Raw genomic sequence first — 21,670 nt, 5'->3', positions numbered from 1 at the left:
TACTAGTATATTAAATATATAAAGAGTTAAAAAACACAAGGAGTTTAATATGAGCCGTCAATTAGTTGATATTGCTTATAATGCGATAAAAAACAATAAAATTTATAATAAAAAAACATTTAGCTTTGATAATATCATTGACGAAATTGTTAAAAATAGTGATGTTAACTTAGTTGAAGTTAATTCACAATTAGGTGATTTATATACAACATTAATCCAAGATACACGTTTTATTTCAATTGGTGATTTAGAATGAAATTTACGTGAGCGTTTGTCATTAGATGAAATTACAAAAATCAACAATGCGATGTATGAAGTTGGTTTATATAAAGATAGTGATCGTGAAGAAGACGAACACGAAATGATGAAGAACGATAAATTAACACAATCTAAAGAACAAGAAGAAAGTGATGAAGAAAGTTCTTTATCTGATTTTGTAGGCTATGACGATGAAGAGGAAGAATTCAAAACTAATAGCACTTCTGATAAAGATGAAATCGAAGATGAAGAGGAATTAGAAGAGGAAGAATAAAAATGTTTTCATTAGTTAACGCAAAAAAAATGGTTCAAAACGCCTATAAAAATCATTATGCAATTGCTGCGATTAACATTAATAATTTAGAATGAATTAAAGCAGCACTATTAGCAGCACAAGAGACAAACTCACCCCTTTTATTAGCAACATCAGAAGGCGCTGTAAAGTACATGGGTGGTTATGATAATTGTTATGCAATGGTAGTTAATTTAATGAAACAAATGAATATTAAAACTCCTGTTTGTTTACATTTAGATCATGGTACATATGAAGGATGTATAAAAGCTATAGACGCTGGTTATTCATCAATTATGTATGATGGATCAAAAATTTCTATTCAAGAAAATATTGAAAACACAAAAAAACTTTTAGCAATTGCAAAATCAAAAAACGTTTCAGTAGAAGTTGAAGTTGGTTCAATTGGTGGAACAGAAGATGGCATTACTTCAGAGGGCGAATTAGCTAATGTTAATGATTGCTATCAAATGTGCTTACTAGATATAGATATGTTAGCGTGTGGTATTGGTAATATTCATGGTTTATATCCTGAAAATTGAAAAGGTTTAAATTTTGATTTATTAAAAGAAATTAATATAAAAGTTAATAAACCCATCGTTTTACATGGCGGTTCTGGAATTAGTGAAGAACAAATTCTAAAAGCAATTAGTTTAGGTGTGGCAAAAATTAATATTAATACTGAATGCCAAATTGCGTTTTCAAATGCATTACAAGATCATCTAATAAAAGCTGGGGATTTAGTAGCAGCAAAACAATATGATCCACGAAAAGTTTTAGCTTATGGTGTTGATGCAATTAAAAACACAATTATTGAAAAATTCACTAAGTTTAATAGTTTAAATAAAGCATAAATGAAGGAGAAATAAAATGGCATTATCAGCAGGTATTGTTGGTTTACCAAATGTTGGCAAATCCACATTATTTAATACAATTACAAATTCAAAAGTAGAAGCAGCCAACTATCCTTTTGCGACTATTGAACCTAATGTAGGAATTGTTAATATTAACGATTCACGTTTAAAAAAATTAGCAAGTTTAGTTATTCCTGACAAAATAGTTCCTACTACTTTTAAATTTGTTGATATTGCAGGACTTGTTAAAGGGGCATCACAAGGTGAAGGTTTGGGAAACCAGTTCTTAAGTAATATTCGTGAAGTTAATGCTATTTGTCATGTTGTTCGTTGCTTTGATGATAAATCAATTACTCATGTTCACAATAAGATTGATGCTTTAGCAGATATTGAAGTTATTAATTATGAACTAATTTTATCTGATCTTGATATTGTTGAAAAACGAATTAGTCGAATCAAAAAAAAGGCTGACTCAGGTGATAAAGATGCTAAAAAAGAATATCTTATTTTATTTAATGTTCAACAAGCATTGAAACAAGGACGATTAGCATCAAGTGTTAAGTTGACTAAAGAAGAGTTAAAAATAATTAACTCATTTAATTTAATTACACTAAAACCAGTTTTATATATTGCTAATATTTCTGAAAATGAAATTTCAAATCCAGATTTAAATAGCGAATATTTAAAAATTAAAAAGTATGCTGAAGAAAATAATGCTAAGTGTGTTGCTTTATCAGCTAAAATTGAATATGAAATTAGTATTTTAGATGAAGAATCAAAAGCAATGTTTATTCAAGAATTAGGAATGCAAACAACAGGTTTAGATGAAATTGTTAAACAAACTTATGATTTATTAAATTTAAAAACTTATTTTACATATGGAAAGCAAGAAGTACGTGCTTGAACATTTATGGATGGAATGAGTGCACCAGAATGCGCAGGAATCATTCATAGCGATTTTGAAAAAGGTTTTATTAAAGCTGAAATTATGCACTATGATGATTTAGTTTCATTAGGTAGTGAACAAGCAGTTAAAGAAGCGGGAAAAGTTAGAATGGAGGGAAAGTCATATTTAATGAAAGATGGCGATATTTGCAATTTTAGATTTAATGTGACGAAATAAGGTTTTATGGCTAAAGCACATGCATTCTCAAAAAAAGTAGGATGAATAGAACTAATTACAGGTCCAATGTTTGCTGGTAAAACAGCTGAGTTAATTCGACGATTACATCGTTTAGAGTATGCAGATGTAAAATATCTAGTATTTAAACCAAGAATTGATACTAGATCAACACAAAATATTAAATCACGAACAGGAACGTCATTACCATCAATTGAAGTTGAAAATGCTCCTGAAATTTTAAGTTATATTATGTCAGATAATTTTGATAATGAAATAAAAGTTATTGGTATTGATGAAGTTCAATTTTTTGATGATCGAATTTGTGAAGTTGCAAACATTTTAGCTGAAAATGGTTTTGTTGTGATTATTTCAGGATTAGATAAAAACTTTAAAGGCGAACCTTTTGGTCCTATTGCTAAACTTTTTGCCTATGCTGATAAAATTACAAAATTAACAGCTATTTGTAATGAATGTGGCGCTGAAGCAACGCACTCATTACGAAAGATTGATGGTAAATATGCTAATTATGATGATGAAATTGTAAAAATTGGTTGCCAAGAGTTTTATTCTGCTGTTTGTCGTCATCATCATAAAGTACCTAATCGCCCTTATTTGAATGCTAATTCTGAAGAATTTATTAGATTTTTCAAAAATAAAAAACGTAATAAAAATGTATAATTACATTTAATCATTATTAAATAGTTAGGAACAAATTTTGAAAATAGTTTTAGAAGAATTAAAAGAATATTTAACAAACAAACTATATTTTAAGTACAAATTTATTAATATTTTTATTAGCATTCTTTTAGCTACTTGATTAATTTCTTTTATTGTAAGTCTAATTTTAGTTTTAAATTATGGTTACAATAATAAATTGTTAAATCATCAAAAATGTTTAACTTTTGCTATTTTGGCTTGTATTAGTTTTTTAATGCTAACTATTACCATTGTATCTTTTTTGTGAATTATTTTTCACAATAGTACAGCAAGTTATTTAGTTTTAAAAATTAATAAATACGCTCCTAAAAAGCCAATTAAAAAATTACCATTCTTATTTTTTAAACTAGCTTATTACTCTTTTAGTAAAAAACAAAAAAGCCAATATTCACAAAAACAAATTTATGAATATTTAACATCTTTTAATGATTATGTATAGAATTTAATATTATGGATATTATTAATAAAAAAATTAATTGATTTCCTGGACACATGAAAAAAGCAACAGATGAGATTTTAAAAAATCTTAAAAATGTTGATTTTTTTATTCAATTAGTTGATGCACGATGTCCAATAACATCAAGTAATAATGAACTAATAAAACAAATTGCTTCAAAACCAATTATTAATTTAGCTAATAAAGCTGATTTAAGTGATTGAAACACTAATTTTAATAATGATTTTTTATTAATTTCAACTAAGAAAGTTAATGATAAAAATCTTGTTATTAAACATTTATATCAATTATTTGAACAAAAGATTAAAACATATCAAAAAAAAGGTTTAGTTAATCCTAAATTTATTGGCATGATTATTGGACTACCAAACATTGGTAAATCTTCATTAATTAATTTTTTAGCTCCTAAAAAAACCTTAAAAGTTGAAAATAGACCCGGTGTTACTAAAACACAAAGTATTCGTCAAATTAATCAACATTTTTATTTAATTGATACTCCTGGAATTTTTTTAAAAGACATTCAAAAAGAACGTGATGGTTTTGTTTTAACATTAATTAATTGTATTAAAAAAGAAGTTCTGGAATTAGAAGCAATTATTCGTTTTGCTTATGAGTTTTATTTAAAAAATTACCAAAAGGACTTATTTATAAGATATAAAATAAATCAAGTAATGAATTTTGAAGATTTTATCGATTATATTTGCCAATTATATAACTATAAATTAGTAAATAATGAATTTGATTATTCAAGAGCTTATGAAAACTTATTTAATGATTTTTGTAATGGATTAATTTGTAAAGTTAATTATGACCAATAATTTTTTTAAAATAAATTGTTTAATACTAATTAATTTAATGAGGTGATATCATTGAATTATTTAACACATTATTTTAGTTTGAAGTATAAAGGTGATTGATTAAAAATTTATTTAGCATTAATAAATCACGAAGAACAAAATGAGCATTCATTATTAGAAAATGAAGAATATGAAAGATTAAAAGCTATTGATTTAACAGATGAAAAATATCCAAATAAATATAAAAAAATCAATCAACCACCATTTATTTTATACTATTCAAAAACTATTGAGTGACTTGATAAGAAAAATATTTGATTAATAGATTATGAAAATGCAATCTCAAATTATGATATACTAACTTTGATAAAAGCAGGATATGGCTTTGTTATCTATTATGATAATGCCATATTGGATGTATTAATCAATCGTTTAATCACTCTTAAAGCGCGAATTTGCATTATTAGTAATGAAGGGATTTATAGTTCTAAAAATATTAAATATTTAAATTATTGTAATGTAAGTGTTATATCCGAAATTCCAAAAGATTATAATGGTAGTCAAACGAAACAAGACTTAAAACGCCTTGCATGCGCATCAAGTGATCATATTTTATGTGTTAATGAACTATATCAAATAGATGATTATCTTCTTAATCAATATAAAGATTGTCAATTAGATTTAGTGCTATTAGATAAAAAATTAACTAAACCAAACACAATTTATCCTAAATACATTAATCGTATTTATCAGTTTATTAAAAACACAAAATTAATAAATTAAACAAGAAACATAATATTATAATTATTTACAATGATTAAAACGAGCAAATGATTATAATAAATGGGAGAAAAAATGCAAAAAGATTTGATAGTAGTAGAGTCGCCAAATAAGATTAAATCGATTCAATCGTATTTAGGTGATGGATATAATGTAATAGCAACAGGTGGCCATTTACGCGAACTTGCTAAAAAATCAGGATACGATCCAAAAACTTATGATTTAAAATGAGAAATAATCAAAACAACAAATAAAAAAATATCAAAAAAACAACAAATAAAAGCAATCATAGATTTAGCAAAAAAATCAGATAATATTTATTTAGCAACTGACCCTGATCGTGAAGGCGAAGCTATTAGTTGACATGTTTATGATTTATTACCAAAAAAAGAGAAAGAACGTGTTAGAAGAATTACTTTTAATGAAATCACACAAAAAGCAATTTTAAAATCAATTGACGAAAAACATGATATTGATTTTAATTTGGTGGACTCACAATTTGCAAGACGAATTTTAGATCGAGTTATTGGTTATAAACTTTCTGGATTAGTTAAAAAAAATCTGCATGGTCTATCAGCTGGACGAGTGCAATCAATTGCTTTATTATTTGTAGTTGAAAGAGAATTAGAACGACGAGCTTTTGTTAAAGAAGAATGATACCAAGTTGAAGGAACGATTGAAAAAAATATTTTTGTATCTTTAAGAAAAGTTCCATACGACGTTGAATTATATAATCAAAAAGAGAATGGCGATAGTGATTTAAAATTTTTACATCGTAAAGATGCTCAACGTGTTATTGATGAATTAGGCGATATTTTTAAAGTTTATAATGTTGATGATTTAAAAATCACTAAAGGGGATGTTCAATTACCATTAACAACTGATAAATTACTACAAATGGCGTCAAATAATTTCGGTTGAAGTGCTAATAAAACAACACTAGTAGCCCAACAAATGTTTGAGGGTTTAGAAATTAATAATCAACAATTAGCTTTAATAACTTATCCAAGAACAGATAGCGAACGATTAAGCGATGATTTTTTATTAGAAGCTAATAAATTTATTGAAGATAATTATGGTAATGATTATTTAGAAAATTTTAAGAATAAAAAAATCAATAAAAAAGAAGAAAATGTACAAGATGCACACGAGGCAATTCGTCCTGTTGACATTAACTTAAAACCTGAAGAAATTAAAGAGCATGTTTCAGCAGATATTTACAAATTATATAATTTAGTTTGAAACAAAACTTTAGCTGCATTAATGAAAGTTCCAACATTTAATAAGCAAGTTATTCGTTTCATTAGTAATGAATATAAATTTTATACATCATATAAAACAATTAGAACTCTAGGATATTGAGTTTTAGATTTTTATAAAAAACAACGTGATGAATTAAAGTTTCAACCACCAGTTATTAATGTTGGTGATGAATTTAAAAAAGAAAACATTGAATTGGTTCAAAAAGAAACAACTCCACCACCTTATTACACAGAAGCATCTTTAATTGCTGCATTAAAAAATGCTGGTGTTGGTCGTCCATCAACATATGCGACAATGGCTACGATTGGAACAACTCGAGGTTATATTAATAAAGAAAAAGGAAAACTAATTCCAACAGAGTTAGGGATTAAAGTTATTCAAGAACTAAAAGAAGCCTTCCCACGAGTTATTTCTATTAAATTTACATCTAAAATGGAAGATCGTTTAGATGTTGTTGCTAATGGTGAATTATTTTGAAAAGATTTAGTTAGTTCTTTCATACCTGTTTTTGAAGAAGAAGTAAAACAAGCTTATACTAAAATTGAAAAAGTTCCAGATGAAAAAATTAATCGATTATGTCCAATGTGTGAACATGATTTAGTGATTAAAAGATCTAGAACAAATGCTCAATTTATTGCCTGTTCAAACTTTCCTACCTGTCGTTTTACAGAATCATTAGAAAAACCAGAAATTCTTGATGAATTATGTCCAACTTGTTCAGAACCATTAATTAAACGTAAGAATCGTAAGAATAAATACTTTATTGGATGTACAGGTTATCCACAATGTAACTACATTCGTAATGTTAATGAATCAAATAATGATAAAAACAATTCTGATCAAGAATAATATATAAAATACAAAAAGGAAAATCTTATGTTAATTAAATTAGAAAACAACCAAAACTTAAATCAAATACTAAAAGATAATCATTCAAAACCAGTTTTAATTGATTTTTATGCTGATTGATGCCCGCCTTGTCGTATGCTTTCACCAGTATTAGATTCAATTGAAAAAAAATACGGTGATGAATTTACTATTATTAAAGTAAACGTTGATCATTTTCCAGAATTATCTGCACAATATCAAGTTAAATCAATTCCATCTTTATTTTATGTAAAGAATGAAGAAATTAAAACAAATAGCTTAGGATTTATTGACGAAAATTCATTAGTTAATAAATTACGTTCAATTTAATAATTAAAATTTATTATTGTTTAGCTATTGCATTATTGCTTATTATTTACTATAATAAATAAGTTATATACATAAGCAATAATTATTTTGGAAACATACTCAAGTGGTTAAGAGGGCACCCTGCTAAGGTGTTAGGTCGTTCCGCGGCGCGTGGGTTCGAATCCCACTGTTTCCGCCATTTATAACTAAAAATAGGGATCAAACCCTATTTTTTATTTATATATGAACGAATTAATAATTATTGTATATTTCTAGTCTATTTTTAATTTTAAAACACATGTATAATTTTATTTGTAATAAGGATAAAAATAAAAAATGAGAAAAAGAATTCTAGCGAAATTTATCATAACATTCATTTGTGTGTTATTAATAATTAATGTTGCGCTAGTAGCGACATATTTTCATCATCGACCAACAGCAATTGTTACAGATATTTTAATATCATTTTATATTTTAAATACCACAATCGGTTTATATATTTTATCTTCAAAACACCGTCAAGACCGTTCTAAAAAATCGTGATTGTTTGTTTTCTTATTTTTACCAATTATTTCAATTATTTTATTTTGAATTTTTGGATCGCGCCCTTTTAAAGATAAAAGAATTAATGATATTATTGCTAATCGACGTGTGCTTTTTAAATATGAAGATTATGAATTTTATCATAATTTTCAAAACATGAATTTTAGTAATAATGGCCTTGATTTAATTCGTAAAATTGGTCTTTATAATTATCAACTTTTCCGTACGCCCATTTATTGTGATAATCAAATTACAATTATTAAAGAAGCAAATGAAATGTATGAACAAACCATTAAGTTAATAAGAAGCGCTAAAAAAACAATTTATTTACAATATTACATTATTGAAGATGGTCGTTGACTACAATCGCTTGTTAAAGAGTTAATCGCAAAAAGTAATGAAGGCGTTAAAATATACATTTTATACGATCCAATTGGAACACTAAATAAATTCCCTAAAAAATATCGTGAACAACTAATTAATAATAATGTAGAAATTGCTTGTTTTAAAGCACGAGCTGATTATAAATTTAGAAGTACAATTAATTTTCGCTCTCATCGTAAATATTTAATTGTTGATGGACAAACTGCTATTAGTGGTGGTTCTAATATTGGTGATTCTTATTTAAATATTGATGCTAAAGTTGGTCATTGAGTTGATTTGAATTATATTTTAACAGGTGGAATTGTGCACACAATTTTATTGGAGTTTATTCATGATTGATACTACTATACACCATTTTCAAAAACAAATAGTTTTAATGATGTTGTTAATAATATGCATCCCCAACCATATTTAGCATATGATGAAAACAATTTAGTAAATGATGATGTTAAAAATAAAACCTTAACAACACTTTTACATACAGGACCTGATCAATCAACTAGTTCTTTAAATGAAATTTTAGTTATGGCAATTGCTAATGCTAAAAAATCTATTACCATTTTTACACCATATTTATTCCCAACAGAAGACATTTTAATTGGTCTTAAAGCTGCATCAAACGCTGGAATAAAAGTCAAAATTATTTTGCCTGGTCGTGTTGATTCATGAGGTTTTATTATTTCAATGAATCGTTTAAGTTACGAATCATTAATTAAATCTGGTGTTCAAATTTATGAATATAGTGGTTTTTTACACACTAAAGCAATTTTAATTGATGATGATATATCATTGTTAGGTTCTTATAATCTTGACAATCGTGCGCTAGTAATTAATTATGAGTCCTTATTAACAGTTTATTCATTACAAGTTAACCAAGAAATCACTGAAGTTTTTAACCAATATTTACGTAATTCACAGTTAATTCATTTAGAAGATTTAGATAATAAATTCACTTTTAGTGAACTAGTTCAAACAATATTTGTCAATATCTTTCAGCTACTTTTATAATAAAAACCACTATTTAACAATATAAGGCATTAACATAAGGCTATAAGTAATATAATTAAAATACATTTTATCAAATATGATATTTTATGAAAAAGGTTTAATATGATATCGAGAGAATTTACTATTGTAGCAGAATTATCAACGTTTATTAAAGCGATTACTTATTTTGTTAATACAGCAAGTGATTTTAGTTCATCAATTACAATTAAAGCGAATGGACGTCAAGCAGATGCTAAATCAATTATTAACATTATGGCTTTAGGTATTAAACAAGGTACAAAAATCGAGTTAAGTGCTGTTGGTAATGATGCAAATGAAGCAATTAATAAATTAGAAGAAATTTTAATTGAACAAAAATTAATTTAAATATATTAAATATCTTTATTTTTTTAGTGGAGATTATAGAATATGAATCGTTATGTTAACGCAATGCGTTCACTTGCTTTACAAGCTATTAATAAAGCAAATCAAGGGCATAGTGGAATGAGTATTTCTGCTGCGCCCATTATTTATACTCTTTATAAAGGATTAATGACTATTTCTAAATCACATCCAAAATGATTTAATCGTGATCGTTTAGTTTTATCAGCTGGGCATGGATCAATGGCATTATATCCTGTTTTTTATTTTTCATCATTATTAACACTTGATGATATTAAAAACTTTCGTAATGACAATCATTTAACACCAGGTCATCCTGAAGTTTTATCAAATAATTATATTGATGCATCAACTGGTCCATTAGGTCAAGGTGTTGCTAATGCAGTTGGTATGGCAATTACTGAAAGTTATTTAAGAGCAGAATTTGCCAGCCTTAAAGGTGTTGTTGATCATTATACATACTGCATTGTTGGTGATGGTGATTTACAAGAAGGGATTAGTTATGAAGCAATGAGTATTGCTGGGAAACTTAAATTATCAAAACTAATTATTCTACATGATTCAAATGATTATCAATTAGATTCAGCAGTTAGTGATGTAAATATTGAAGATTTAAAAATGCGTGTTGAATCAATGGGATGAAATTATTTAAAAACTGATAATAATCCCGAAAATATTTTTAAAGCAATTGCTGAAGCTAAATGAAAGAAAAATGTTAAACCAACATTTATTGAAGTAAAAACAATTATTGGTGAAGGAACATCATTTGAAAATAGTAATGAAGCTCATGCTGCAGCAATATCTAAAGAAGAGTTAGAAAAATTTGGTAAACGTTTTCACACAAAAACTAATAATTTTGAATTTCATCAAGAAATCTTTGACCATTTCTTTTTTAATGTTGTCGCTCGTGGTGAAAGTGCATATAATCAATGACAACAATTAGTTGATCAATATATGCAAACAAATCCTGAACAAATGCAACGTTTATTAAATTACATTAATGGAAATTATGAAGATTTAAATAAAATGTTAGATGAAAACAAGATTGTTAATTTAAGTGATTCAACTCGTAGTTATTTAAAACAATACTTTGCTCAACTTAAAGATCTTAAATCAGCACTTGTTTTATCAGCTGATTTAGCAAAATCAACATTTACAAAAATTGGCGAAAACGCTTTTAATGATGATTATAAAAATCCATACATTAAATTTGGGATTCGTGAATTTGCCATGGCTGGAGCTATGAATGGGATTAGTTTGCACCAAGGTGCTAAAGCAATTGGGGGAACTTTTTTAGCCTTCTCTGATTATATGAAACCTGCTATTCGTTTAACTGCTATTAGCAATTTAGCTAACTTATTTATTTTTAGTCATGATAGTTATGCTGTTGGTGGAGATGGACCAACACATCAACCAGTTGATCAATTGCCAATGTTAAGAGCAATTCCTAATGTAGAAGTTATTCGCCCTGCTGATCATTATGAAGTCAAACATGCTCTATCATATAGTTTTAAACAAAAACAAAAACCAATTTGTTTAGTTACTTCACGTCAAGCTATTAAACAAATCAATGAACAAAAACCACAAGATTTCACTAAAGGTGCATACATTATTAACTCGCCATTTTCTTTTAGTGAAAATCCTGATTACACAATTATTGCTTCAGGTAGTGAAGTAAGTTTAGCAAATGATGCAGCTAAAGAAATTTTTGAAAAACATCAATTAAAAGTTAAAGTTATTTCAGCTTTTAACTTAAATTTATTTTTACAACAAAAACCTGAAGTTATTAAAAATTTAGTAAGTTCAAAAAATGGTTTATTAGCGATTGAAGCATCGAGCGAAATGCTTTGATGAAAACTATCAGTTTATACTAATAAATTTATGCAGATTGCTGCTAATCAATTTGGGCGTAGCGCAGATGGTAATAAATTAATGCACGAATTTGGTTTTAGTGTTGAAAACATTATCAATCAACTTTTAAATAAAAAATAAGGAAATATTTTTATGAATAAATATAGTATTTACGTTGATCACACTTTATTAAAACCTGATGCAAGTTTAGATGAAATTCACAATTTATGCGAAGAAGCTGAAGAAAATGAATTTTACTCAGTTTGTATTAACCCTTGTTTTATTAAAGTTGCCAAACATTATTTATTAGAAACACCTGTAAAAATTTGTACAGTTGTTGGTTTTCCACTAGGTGCTAATACAATTGAAACAAAAGTTTTTGAAACAAGAAATGCCATTGCTTTAGGTGCTGATGAGATTGATATGGTTATTAATATTAATCAACTAAAAAGTGCTAATCGTGAATATTGCTTACAAGAAATTAATGAAGTTAAAAAAGCGTGTAGTGATAAAGTTTTAAAAGTGATTGTTGAAACAGCACTTTTAGATCAAGAACAAAAAGAATTTGCAGCTAGAATTATTTTAGAATCAGATGCTGATTTTATTAAAACATCAACTGGTTTTGCTAAAGAAGGAGCAAAACTTGAGGATATTATTTTATGAAAGCAAATATTAGGTGATGCTAAACAAATTAAAGCTGCTGGAGGAATTAAAAATCTTGATGATTTCAAAGCTTTTATTGATGCTGGAGCAACAAGAATTGGCACTTCATCAGCCATCAAAATATTAAATAATCAATAAATTAAATTTTTAGAGAAAGGTTTTTAGTTGCTTAAAAACCTTTTTTATTTATCTAAAATAGAAATATTACTTTAAAAAGTATATAAAAGTCCTATTGTTCCAAAAATTACACTATAATAATTATTGTGCTTTTTATTATGTTTAAATGAAAGTGGTGATTTTTTTCTTGAGTTGTTTAATTAATAAAAAACAAAATAGTTTTTTTAAATTGAATTTTAGAAAAATATTTGGCGATAAAGAATTTGTTAAGAAAGCACTTAAATTATTTTTTCCAGCAATTATACAAAACATTATCATAACTGTTGTTGCTTATGTTGATAACTTTTTTTTAGCAACATACGCGCCCCAATCACAAGGATTAGATGCTAAAACGGCAACAATTCTTGCGACGCAATTATTATATTTACCTACAATTTTTACAGTGGCTGTTTGTTATGCGTGTAGTGTTTATAGTTCGCAGTATTTAGGAAGTAAAAATTATCATAAGTTTAAAGAAACAATAAACTATATGATTTTAGGTTCAGTAGTATTAAATATCCCTTTTTTAATTGCTTATATTGGTTTTCCACAATGATCAGTAACAACATACGCTGGATCAATTGGTAATTTTGGTAAAGACCTCTCAAAAATTACACCAGAGGAATTAGCTAACTTTGAAAAAGTTAATAAATGAGCATCAATGTATTTACAATATGCGATGATTGGTCAATGTTTTTATGCTTTTTCGTATCCATTTGCCATTGCTCATCGCCAGGATGCACGACCAACCATTCCTTTATTTGGAAGTATTGCAGCTCTTTGTTTAAATTGTATTTTAGATCCAGTTTTAATGATTTTAGTCGCTAAAACACCAGAAGAAGCAGTTATGTTAGCTGTGTTTTCAACAATTGCTTCACGTGGTTTTGATTTATCTATTGTTTTATTATGTGTGTTTATTTTTAAAAAACGTGCAACATATGTTGTTAATTATTGAAATTTAACATGACGATTGCTAAAAAACATTTTTAAACGTGGATGATTTATTGCTGTTAATGAAATTATATTTTCACTTTCAACAATTCTATTATCATTGTTTTTATATAAATACCATCCTGATATTCGTGCTTCTGCTTCAACTGCTTTATTAATTTCACAATTTACGAAATTAATTTGACCAGGAATGAATACTATTGTAGCTGTTCTTGTACTTTCACATTTAGGAAGAAATGAAATTAGTGCTGCAAAACAAAACTCACGTTATACAATTGCTTGATCTCTTGTTATTGCATGCATTTTAGCGATTATATTATTTATATTATCATTCTTTATTAACCCTTTATTGAATCCGCCATTATCAAATTCACTAGTTGATATTGAACATGCTAAAAAAGTAGCAAAATTAGCAACTCAATTAGAATGAGTTTTAGTTGCTGAAATTATTATTTTAGGCCCATATGCAGCAATGAATAATTGTATTCGTGGTGCTGGAGTTATTTATGGATCAATTAATGATAGTTCAGTCATGATTACATGAGTAGTAATGTTTGCTTTAATTAGTACATTTGCATATCATCCTAAAATTCCTCATGTTCTAACATTTGCTTTACTTGAATCTAATTGATTAGTAAAAATGATTCTTGTAAGTATCTTATTTTCAAAAGTTAATTGAGCTAAAAATTTAATTAACACTAATCAATTAAAAACAATAAATAATATGCAAACATTTGCATTTAATTACAATAAAAATAAATAAAATATTTAAAAATGAAAACAAATTAATAATACATGTGTAATAAAAGGAACATTTTTATCTTTTTTTGAAAAAATGAGGCCAATTTTTGCTATCATTTCTATATACTAGTGTCATTCTTTTGAGACTTTTCTATTTATATTATTACGAAACGTTATATTTAAAAATAGTTGAACTTGATTTAAGGATGGACGTGGTTGTAAGATAAATAGTTTTCAAAACAATGATGCTATTTTCATTTGTATAAATACCTGATTTATACTTTTTAGTTTACAAACCAAAAAAATTATCACATTTCGTATATTAATAATGAGTTTTTCGTGATAATTTTTAAAAAATTAAGTCAAAACATTATAAGTTATAAAAATGATTGTTTAAAAAGTCGTTATAGATTATTTATTGAAGCTAAATAAAAACTCATTCATTTATCTTTTAGAAAACAACTAAAAGCATTTTAAAGGAGAAACATATGCGCTTCGATTTTTTTAAAAAATCACGAAAAACAAAAGTAAATTGGTTAACGAATCAGTTTGGCGACAAAGTTTTCATGAAAACCGCTGCTAAGTTATTTTTTCCAGCAATTCTTGAAGTTATTATTTTATCGTCTGTTAACTATTTTGATAGTCTTTTCATTGCTTTATTTACACCTGATAATATGGGGGCAGCTGCAAAAACTGCAACAGTGTTAGCAACACAATTGATGTTCTTACCAACAATTTTTTTCTATGCTATTGTAGCAGCGGCAGGAATTTTAGCCGCACAATATTATGGTAAAAGAGATTATTTAAGATTTAAGGAAACAATAAACTTTATGTTATTGTTTGGTTCCATTGTAGTAGTGATATTTGTCATTATTTATATGGTAGTACCACTAGAAATGATTCAATTATATTCAGGAAATACTTTAGATGATTCAGCTTCTGAAGAAGCAAAACGTATTTATGATTTAACAAATCATTGAGCAGCAAGTTATTTACGTTGACAATCATTAACTTTAATTCCTTACATGTTTACATTCTCAATTGCGACTGCTTATCGTCAACACAACAATGCCATTATGCCATTGATTTCTAGTTCAATTGCGGTGTTAGTTAATATTATCTTAGACCCAGTGTTAATTAAATATTGTGCAACAAGACCCTTTGAAGCAATTTTATTTGTGGCTATTGCTACAATTATTGCTAGATGTATAGATGCTGGCATTATGTTAGTTTTAACATTATTCCGCAAGAGTTATCCATACTACTTCTTTAACCATTTAAAATTAAGTAAAAGAGTTATTAAACTAATTTTTATTCATGGTTGACAAGTATTAGTTAATGAAATTTTATTCTCAGTTGGTACAACAATCATTTTAATGTTCTATACAAGATATAGTCAAGATCATCGTGATGCAATTTCAACAGTTACTTTAATTATTCAATTTACTAACTTGATTTGACCAGGAGCTGCATCAACAGTTGCTGTTTTAGTATTAGCTAATCTTGGTGCTAATAAACATGATTTGGCAAAAGAAAATACACGAAAATTAATTAATTGAGGTATTGTTGTAGGGGTTAGCATAGGAATTATTTTATTAATTCTATCAACATTTGTGAACCAATTATTAAACCCACCTCTAGATTATACAGAACAAGGTTTAAAACAAGCAGCACATACTGCAACAATTGCAATGTATTTAGAATGAATTGTAATTATGGTTGTTCTAACACAAGGTCCATATTCAGTAATTTACTTCTGTATTCGTGGTGGTGGTAGTCGTTGATTATTAACAATCGATTGCTTATCAACTTTTATTTGATTAATTATTATGGGTTGTGTAACACATATTAATGTTCCAGAAAATTATAGTGATCGTTTACATGTTGTGCTTTTATTCTTCATCATGGAATCTCAAAATATTTCTAAATTAATTATGGCTATAGTTATCTTTAAAAAGACAAATTGAGCACAAAATTTAGTTGATGAAGAAAAAGAAATTACTTCTGAAATTGGTAATGAAAAAGAAGAAAAGCCAAAAAAACAATTAGAATCAAAAATAGAAAATAAAGTGATTAATACTAATTCACAAGGTGTGATGAATGAAATTTAGTGATAATAATTATCAAAAATGAATCCTTGATTCTTTAGCTGATCAAAAGATTTTTGAACCAACTCCTATACAAACAAAAGCTATACCATTAATTAGTAAAAAAGAAAATGTTATTGGTATTGCGCCAACAGGAACAGGAAAGACTTTAGCTTTTGCTTTGCCAATTTTAAATAATTTAGATTTATCGCAAAAACTACAAGCTATTATCATTGCACCAACACGCGAATTAGTTCGTCAAATTTTTAGTAAAATTGCTCTTTTTAAAAAACAACAACCCCTTTTACAAATTAAAATGTTAATTGGTGGTGAAAGTATTGACAAACAAATTAACTCACAATTAAATAAAGCTCATATTATTGTTGCAACTCCAACACGTTTAAAACAAGTTTTATCATCGCAAGTACTTGACTTACGAAGTATTAATACTCTTGTTTTTGATGAAGCAGATATGCTAATGGATTTGGGTTTTGTTAATGAACTAGATTTTATTAATTCACAATTTATCAATACTAATGTTCAAAAAATTAGTTTTAGTGCAACATTACACGAAATGTTATCTATTCAATTAAAGAAATATTTTAAAAACACTAAAATTATTAATATTAGCAATTCAATTTATGAAAATGAAAAAATAACACATTATGTTGTTCATAATCATGATAAATGACATTCGTTATCAACAATTATGAAAACAATTAAACCTTATTTATGTATTATTTTTGCTAATACAAAAAAAGAAGTTGAATTAATTTATAAGTATTTAGTTGAACAAAATAAAAATGTTTGTATTTTACATGGTTCACTACTTCAACGTGAACGAAAAAATAATTATCGTGATATTAAAAATAATAAATTTCAATATGTTGTTGCCTCAGATATTGCAAGTCGTGGTTTAGATATTGATGGTGCAAGCCACATCATTAACTGAAATTTACCTTCTGAAAATGAATGATATATTCATCGTGCAGGCCGAAGTGGTCGTGGTAAATATAGTGGTGAATCATATGTGCTTTATGATCCAAAAGATCATGATAAATTATTAAATTTATCAAAAAAAGGGATTGTTTTCCATCATAAATTTATTAAACAAAACGAATTAGTTGATAAACAATTTGTATTTAAGAAAAAGAATCAATTCCATGATTTAGAAACCCAAAATGAAATTAAAAAAGTAATTGCAACAGCAAGCACTAAAGTTAAACCAGGTTATAAAAAGAAAATTAAAGAAGCGATTCAAAAAATCAATCAAAAAAACAAGCGTTCTCATATTGAAAAGAAAATGAATGCTCATCGAATTCGTGGATATAAATTAAAAAATAGTCAATAAATTTAAAAAAAATAATATAATAACAATGCATATAAGGTAAAAAAGCTCGTAAGACTTATATGCATCGAATTCGTTTAAATTACATAAAAACATTTCGATATTAATCATACGTTAATATATTTTTAATCTCTATTTTAATAAAAAATATTCATTTTAAAACTCTCATTATGCTATTAAAAGTTTATTAGTCTCCATTCTCTTTGTCCATAAGTTCAAAAAATTTACACAAAACTAATAAACTTATTCATAAATAAAAACAAACATCAAGACTAACCCTCCTTAATAGTTTGCTTTGACTCCTTTGTTTTCTCTTTCTTTTTTAAGCAAACTTTTCTCATGTTTCTCACTTGTAATTTTTTATAGTCGTAAAAATACATATCCTTTCTCATTAAGTAAGTAGTTTTTAAATTGTAATAGCATTTTTTCTCTCAAACCACTCTATAATCTTTATTGTATTTATATTTTTTAAATTAAGTTTTATTTTCTCTCTCTTATAATTCCTTTCAAAGTTTATTTTTAAATAATATAAATTAAAATGTTTTATTCTTCCTTTACAACTTTTTTATTTTTTAACGAGTAATGAGAGTTTAATTTTTCATAATAAATTACCTATATTTATTTAATTTTTTTCTAAAAAATACCTTCTCAAAAAAAAAAAAAAAACACCCAACACTTTTAAAGTGTTTAGGTGTTTTTAGTTTTTATTAATTTTCTAATTCAGCTTCTTCATCGTATGGTTGAATATCATTGAAATTTAAATCTAATGTGTTAATTCGACCAAAGAATTCAAATTCCACAGTTGCAACTTTTTTGTTTTGATCAATTTTAGCAATTCTAGCAATTTCACCAAAGAAGGTATCTGCAACAATTTTTACTTGTTGATCAACTTCAAAATTAGGAAGATCTTCAGTTTCATGTGATTCAACAACTACAACATTTTGTTGGCTATTAGTTTGTTCATCCAAATTTACTAAAGCGCGTTTTGCATCATTATCAGCAATTAATTTTAAAATTTTATCTTCAGGCACTGGAATTGGTTTAACATTTTTTCCGGAAGAACCAACAAGGCCTGTAACCATTTGAGTATTACGAATTAAGAATCAAATTTGATCAGTCATTTCAGCTTTTAAGAAGATATAACCATTAAATTTATTACCTTCTTTAATTTTTGTACAACGATATTTTGTAACACCATCAACAACGATTGTTTCTCATTTTGTATTAGCTCGGTTTTTCATAGAGCGTGGCGCTTCTGATGGTTCGTAAATTTTAACTTCTTTAATTTTTTCTTTAATAATTTTTAAATCTGATAATTTATCGCCATATCCATAACCATTTAATTTATCTTTAATGTTTTCAATAACTTTTTGTTCATTACCACTTACAACCGTTACGATATATCATTGATGCGTATGATTTAAATCAATTTTTAAGTCACTTAATAATTTAGAATCTAAATCTTTAATTTTATATGCCATAATTTTTTCCTTTACTTTCAAAATTTTATTTTGCTGATAGTTTATAAAAACCTGAATCAATTCCAAAAAAGATTGCTGCAAGAATTAAAACAATAATAATTACAATAATCAAACTAACAAGAACAGAGCGTTTAGAAGCTCAAGAAGTACGTCGAATTTCTTTACCAATTCCATAGAATCAACGTTTTAATTTAAAACTTAGTTTTTCAAAATCAACGCTATATTTATCTAATAGTTGATAATGTTCATCAATCATTTCATTAATTGCATTTTTTAATTCTAAACGATGAGCATTAAACTGAGTTTTTGAAATTAGTTTATTCTCTTTTAATAATTTTAAAATAAGCTTTTGATCATCTTTAGCTTTTTTAATTAAACTTTTATGAAGATTTAATTCACGATAAGTTTGTTGTGCCAAGAGCTTTTTTTGCTGTTTACGTTCTTTTTCTAATAAAAGGTTTCGTTCATACTCTTGATCTTGATATGTCAAATACTTATTTGTTTTTTGCTTTTTTTCATTAGCCATTATTATCTTGTTTCCTTATGCAGTGTTTTCATATTGCATTTTTTACAATACTTATTTAATTCAAGCCGCGATGTAGCAAATTTATTACGCGTTGTTTGATAGTTTCTACTCATGCATGTTTCACAAACTAGTATTATTTTCTTAACCATAATATTGTATTATACTCCATTAATTAAATATTAAACTAATAAATCCTTACGATTGATATTATTTATTGTTAGTTTTTTTAATAATTGTTGTTTTAAAATAGCATCATTCATAAATGGAAAACCAATAAAGAAAACAATCATAACAAAAAACAATAAACTAGCAACCCATGGAATGATACTTACATTATTTGTATAAAACAATCCAAAACTATATAGTTTTAAATTGTAAGGATCTAATCAAGCATAAATTGTATAACCGTATAAGAATTGGTATAAGAAAACAAATAAACAACTTATCATCCCAATTAATCAAGCGCTTAAAATTCATTTATTAACAACTTTATTTTTTAATTTATTATCTTCATAATTAAAAAATCATTTTGGTTTTATATTGTTTTGTTTTTTAGTTGTTTTCTTATTTTTATTTAATTTTATTTGTTTGTAAAAAGCAAACGCTATTACTAATCCATAAATCGCAAAAAAGAAAACAATTGGATAATTAGATAATAAATCAATATATACATCAGTGTTTAATGGAATGCTAATTATCATAAAAATAATTATTCATACAAAAAACACAATTAAAACGCTAACTAATCCTTGCATTTCTTTAAAATGTTTTGATTTAACACGTTGTAATCACGATCATCAAAAAACAATTTTTTCATCAATCGCATATTGACCATTATGAATTAAGAAAATGACGAATGAATTTAAAACACCAATAATCGAAATTGTAATGAAAACATTAATAACAATAGTGATAATTCTTACTAAATTAGCATTGTATTCAAATACTTTATTAATTACACCATAAGCATAGCCTTCGCTTGTAAAAACCTGACCTATGGTTATTAAAATATAAACAATAGCTACTAAAAACATTCCTACAACTAAAGTTATGGGAACATTCTTTTTAGCGTTTTTAATTTTATGTTGTAACGAAGTAACTCCTAAAAACGCATCAAATGAAAATAGAATAGAAGGAAGCGAAGCTAATACGCCAACAATACTAAAACTTAAACGTTTCGGATTGTTATGATTAAATAACGAATCTTGTGCATGATTAATTCCATAAACAATTCCAATTATAGCAATAACAACAATAGGTATAAATTTAATGATTGTTGCACAATTTTGTAAGATTGAACTAAATTTAAATGAAATGAAATTAAGTAATAAAAAGAACAAAAACAATCCAATTGCCAAAAGAAAAATTTGATATATTTGAGGTGGTGGAGCATCTTTTGGCATTGTTGTCATTAATAATGATTCAGCAGCAAAAAATGAAATTGAAGGTGTTAGTATACCATTATAAAAAAAGGTTTGTAAAATTGAAATAAAGCGAGCAAATTTAGGCGCTTTTAATTCATCTACAACACCTGCAATTCCTGAACCTGATTTTTTAGAAAATGTAATATAAGCAAAACTTAATGCTGTAAAAAGGGCAATTAAACTAGCAAATACTCATGAAATAATAATACCTATATCATTAAAGTTGTTAAAACGAAAAATAGAACCATTTTTAAAGAAAATACCTATTCCTACGACGCTACTAATCATAATTGCAATTGATGTAAATAAACCAATTTGCCTTGTTTTTTTAACACTAATTTTCATTAAGTAAACCTTACTAAATAATTTTTTATCTTTAAAAAAGAGGGTGTAATCTTAATAGTCCCTC

The 21,670-nt window shown here is 26.3% G+C and carries 20 protein-coding genes and 1 tRNA gene; 17 read left to right on the top strand and 4 right to left on the bottom strand.

From position 1 onward, the window contains the following. Positions 1–49 precede the first annotated feature (49 nt). The 17 genes from rpoE (at position 50) to UUR8_RS03375 (ending at position 17,833) form a co-directional block, all read left to right on the top strand. A complete protein-coding gene (gene rpoE, locus UUR8_RS03455; RefSeq protein WP_004025977.1) occupies positions 50–532 on the top strand; it encodes a DNA-directed RNA polymerase subunit delta in 483 nt (160 codons plus the stop codon). Between the two features lie 2 nt (positions 533–534). Beyond that, complete coding sequence (gene fba, locus UUR8_RS03450) at positions 535–1,404, top strand: class II fructose-1,6-bisphosphate aldolase (RefSeq protein ID WP_004026097.1); 870 nt, start codon at positions 535–537, stop codon at positions 1,402–1,404. Between the two features lie 16 nt (positions 1,405–1,420). After that, complete coding sequence (gene ychF, locus UUR8_RS03445; protein WP_004025983.1) at positions 1,421–2,527, top strand: redox-regulated ATPase YchF; 1,107 nt, start codon at positions 1,421–1,423, stop codon at positions 2,525–2,527. Positions 2,528–2,533: 6 nt separating this feature from the next. Next, a complete protein-coding gene (locus UUR8_RS03440; protein ID WP_004025969.1) occupies positions 2,534–3,205 on the top strand; it encodes a thymidine kinase in 672 nt (223 codons plus the stop codon). A gap of 37 nt (positions 3,206–3,242) precedes the next feature. Further along, on the top strand, positions 3,243–3,683 hold the full coding sequence (locus UUR8_RS03435; RefSeq protein WP_004025625.1) for a hypothetical protein: 441 nt from the start codon (positions 3,243–3,245) through the stop codon (positions 3,681–3,683). Positions 3,684–3,694: 11 nt separating this feature from the next. Beyond that, complete coding sequence (gene ylqF / locus UUR8_RS03430; RefSeq protein WP_004025730.1) at positions 3,695–4,519, top strand: ribosome biogenesis GTPase YlqF; 825 nt, start codon at positions 3,695–3,697, stop codon at positions 4,517–4,519. 51 nt (positions 4,520–4,570) lie between these two features. Continuing rightward, entirely contained in the window at positions 4,571–5,281 is a 711-nt protein-coding gene (locus UUR8_RS03425) for a DNA-protecting protein DprA (RefSeq protein WP_004025584.1), read from the top strand. A gap of 72 nt (positions 5,282–5,353) precedes the next feature. After that, the gene (topA, locus tag UUR8_RS03420; protein ID WP_004026228.1) at positions 5,354–7,390 is read left to right on the top strand and encodes a type I DNA topoisomerase; all 2,037 of its coding nucleotides are present in this window, start codon (positions 5,354–5,356) and stop codon (positions 7,388–7,390) included. A gap of 27 nt (positions 7,391–7,417) precedes the next feature. Further along, a complete protein-coding gene (gene trxA, locus UUR8_RS03415) occupies positions 7,418–7,738 on the top strand; it encodes a thioredoxin (RefSeq protein WP_004026009.1) in 321 nt (106 codons plus the stop codon). Positions 7,739–7,827: 89 nt separating this feature from the next. Then, positions 7,828–7,916: transfer RNA gene (locus UUR8_RS03410), tRNA-Ser, on the top strand. A gap of 137 nt (positions 7,917–8,053) precedes the next feature. Next, a complete protein-coding gene (locus tag UUR8_RS03405; RefSeq protein WP_004025877.1) occupies positions 8,054–9,652 on the top strand; it encodes a phospholipase D-like domain-containing protein in 1,599 nt (532 codons plus the stop codon). Between the two features lie 102 nt (positions 9,653–9,754). Then, a complete protein-coding gene (locus UUR8_RS03400) occupies positions 9,755–10,018 on the top strand; it encodes an HPr family phosphocarrier protein (protein WP_004026187.1) in 264 nt (87 codons plus the stop codon). Between the two features lie 42 nt (positions 10,019–10,060). Next, entirely contained in the window at positions 10,061–12,025 is a 1,965-nt protein-coding gene (locus UUR8_RS03395; protein ID WP_004026126.1) for a transketolase, read from the top strand. 12 nt (positions 12,026–12,037) lie between these two features. Beyond that, a complete protein-coding gene (deoC, locus tag UUR8_RS03390) occupies positions 12,038–12,685 on the top strand; it encodes a deoxyribose-phosphate aldolase (protein ID WP_004026118.1) in 648 nt (215 codons plus the stop codon). Between the two features lie 166 nt (positions 12,686–12,851). Continuing rightward, complete coding sequence (locus UUR8_RS03385) at positions 12,852–14,417, top strand: MATE family efflux transporter (protein ID WP_004026191.1); 1,566 nt, start codon at positions 12,852–12,854, stop codon at positions 14,415–14,417. Positions 14,418–14,883: 466 nt separating this feature from the next. Continuing rightward, the gene (locus UUR8_RS03380) at positions 14,884–16,506 is read left to right on the top strand and encodes an MATE family efflux transporter (RefSeq protein WP_004025529.1); all 1,623 of its coding nucleotides are present in this window, start codon (positions 14,884–14,886) and stop codon (positions 16,504–16,506) included. Further along, on the top strand, positions 16,496–17,833 hold the full coding sequence (locus UUR8_RS03375) for a DEAD/DEAH box helicase (RefSeq protein ID WP_004025616.1): 1,338 nt from the start codon (positions 16,496–16,498) through the stop codon (positions 17,831–17,833). The genes UUR8_RS03380 and UUR8_RS03375 overlap by 11 nt, the downstream gene beginning before the upstream one ends. Before the next feature lie 704 nt (positions 17,834–18,537). Here UUR8_RS03375 and nusG read toward each other — a convergent pair. The 4 genes from nusG to UUR8_RS03360 are packed head-to-tail and all read right to left on the bottom strand — an operon-like array spanning position 18,538 to position 21,606. Next, complete coding sequence (gene nusG / locus UUR8_RS03370; RefSeq protein ID WP_004025703.1) at positions 18,538–19,311, bottom strand: transcription termination/antitermination protein NusG; 774 nt, start codon at positions 19,309–19,311, stop codon at positions 18,538–18,540. Positions 19,312–19,336: 25 nt separating this feature from the next. Then, positions 19,337–19,837: a preprotein translocase subunit SecE gene (secE, locus tag UUR8_RS03365; protein ID WP_004025755.1), complete on the bottom strand. Its 501-nt coding sequence runs from the start codon at positions 19,835–19,837 to the stop codon at positions 19,337–19,339. A gap of 2 nt (positions 19,838–19,839) precedes the next feature. Beyond that, positions 19,840–19,986, bottom strand: coding sequence for a 50S ribosomal protein L33 (gene rpmG / locus UUR8_RS03610; protein WP_080508261.1), 147 nt, complete (start codon positions 19,984–19,986; stop codon positions 19,840–19,842). 30 nt (positions 19,987–20,016) lie between these two features. Further along, positions 20,017–21,606, bottom strand: coding sequence for an amino acid permease (locus tag UUR8_RS03360; RefSeq protein WP_004025757.1), 1,590 nt, complete (start codon positions 21,604–21,606; stop codon positions 20,017–20,019). Positions 21,607–21,670 lie beyond the last annotated feature (64 nt).

The sequence above is a fragment of the Ureaplasma urealyticum serovar 8 str. ATCC 27618 genome (genome assembly GCF_000169535.1).
Lineage (GTDB): Bacteria > Bacillota_I > Bacilli_A > Mycoplasmatales > Mycoplasmoidaceae > Ureaplasma > Ureaplasma urealyticum.
Note: the sequence above shows the minus strand (reverse complement) of the source record. Positions and strands in the feature narration are given on the sequence as shown.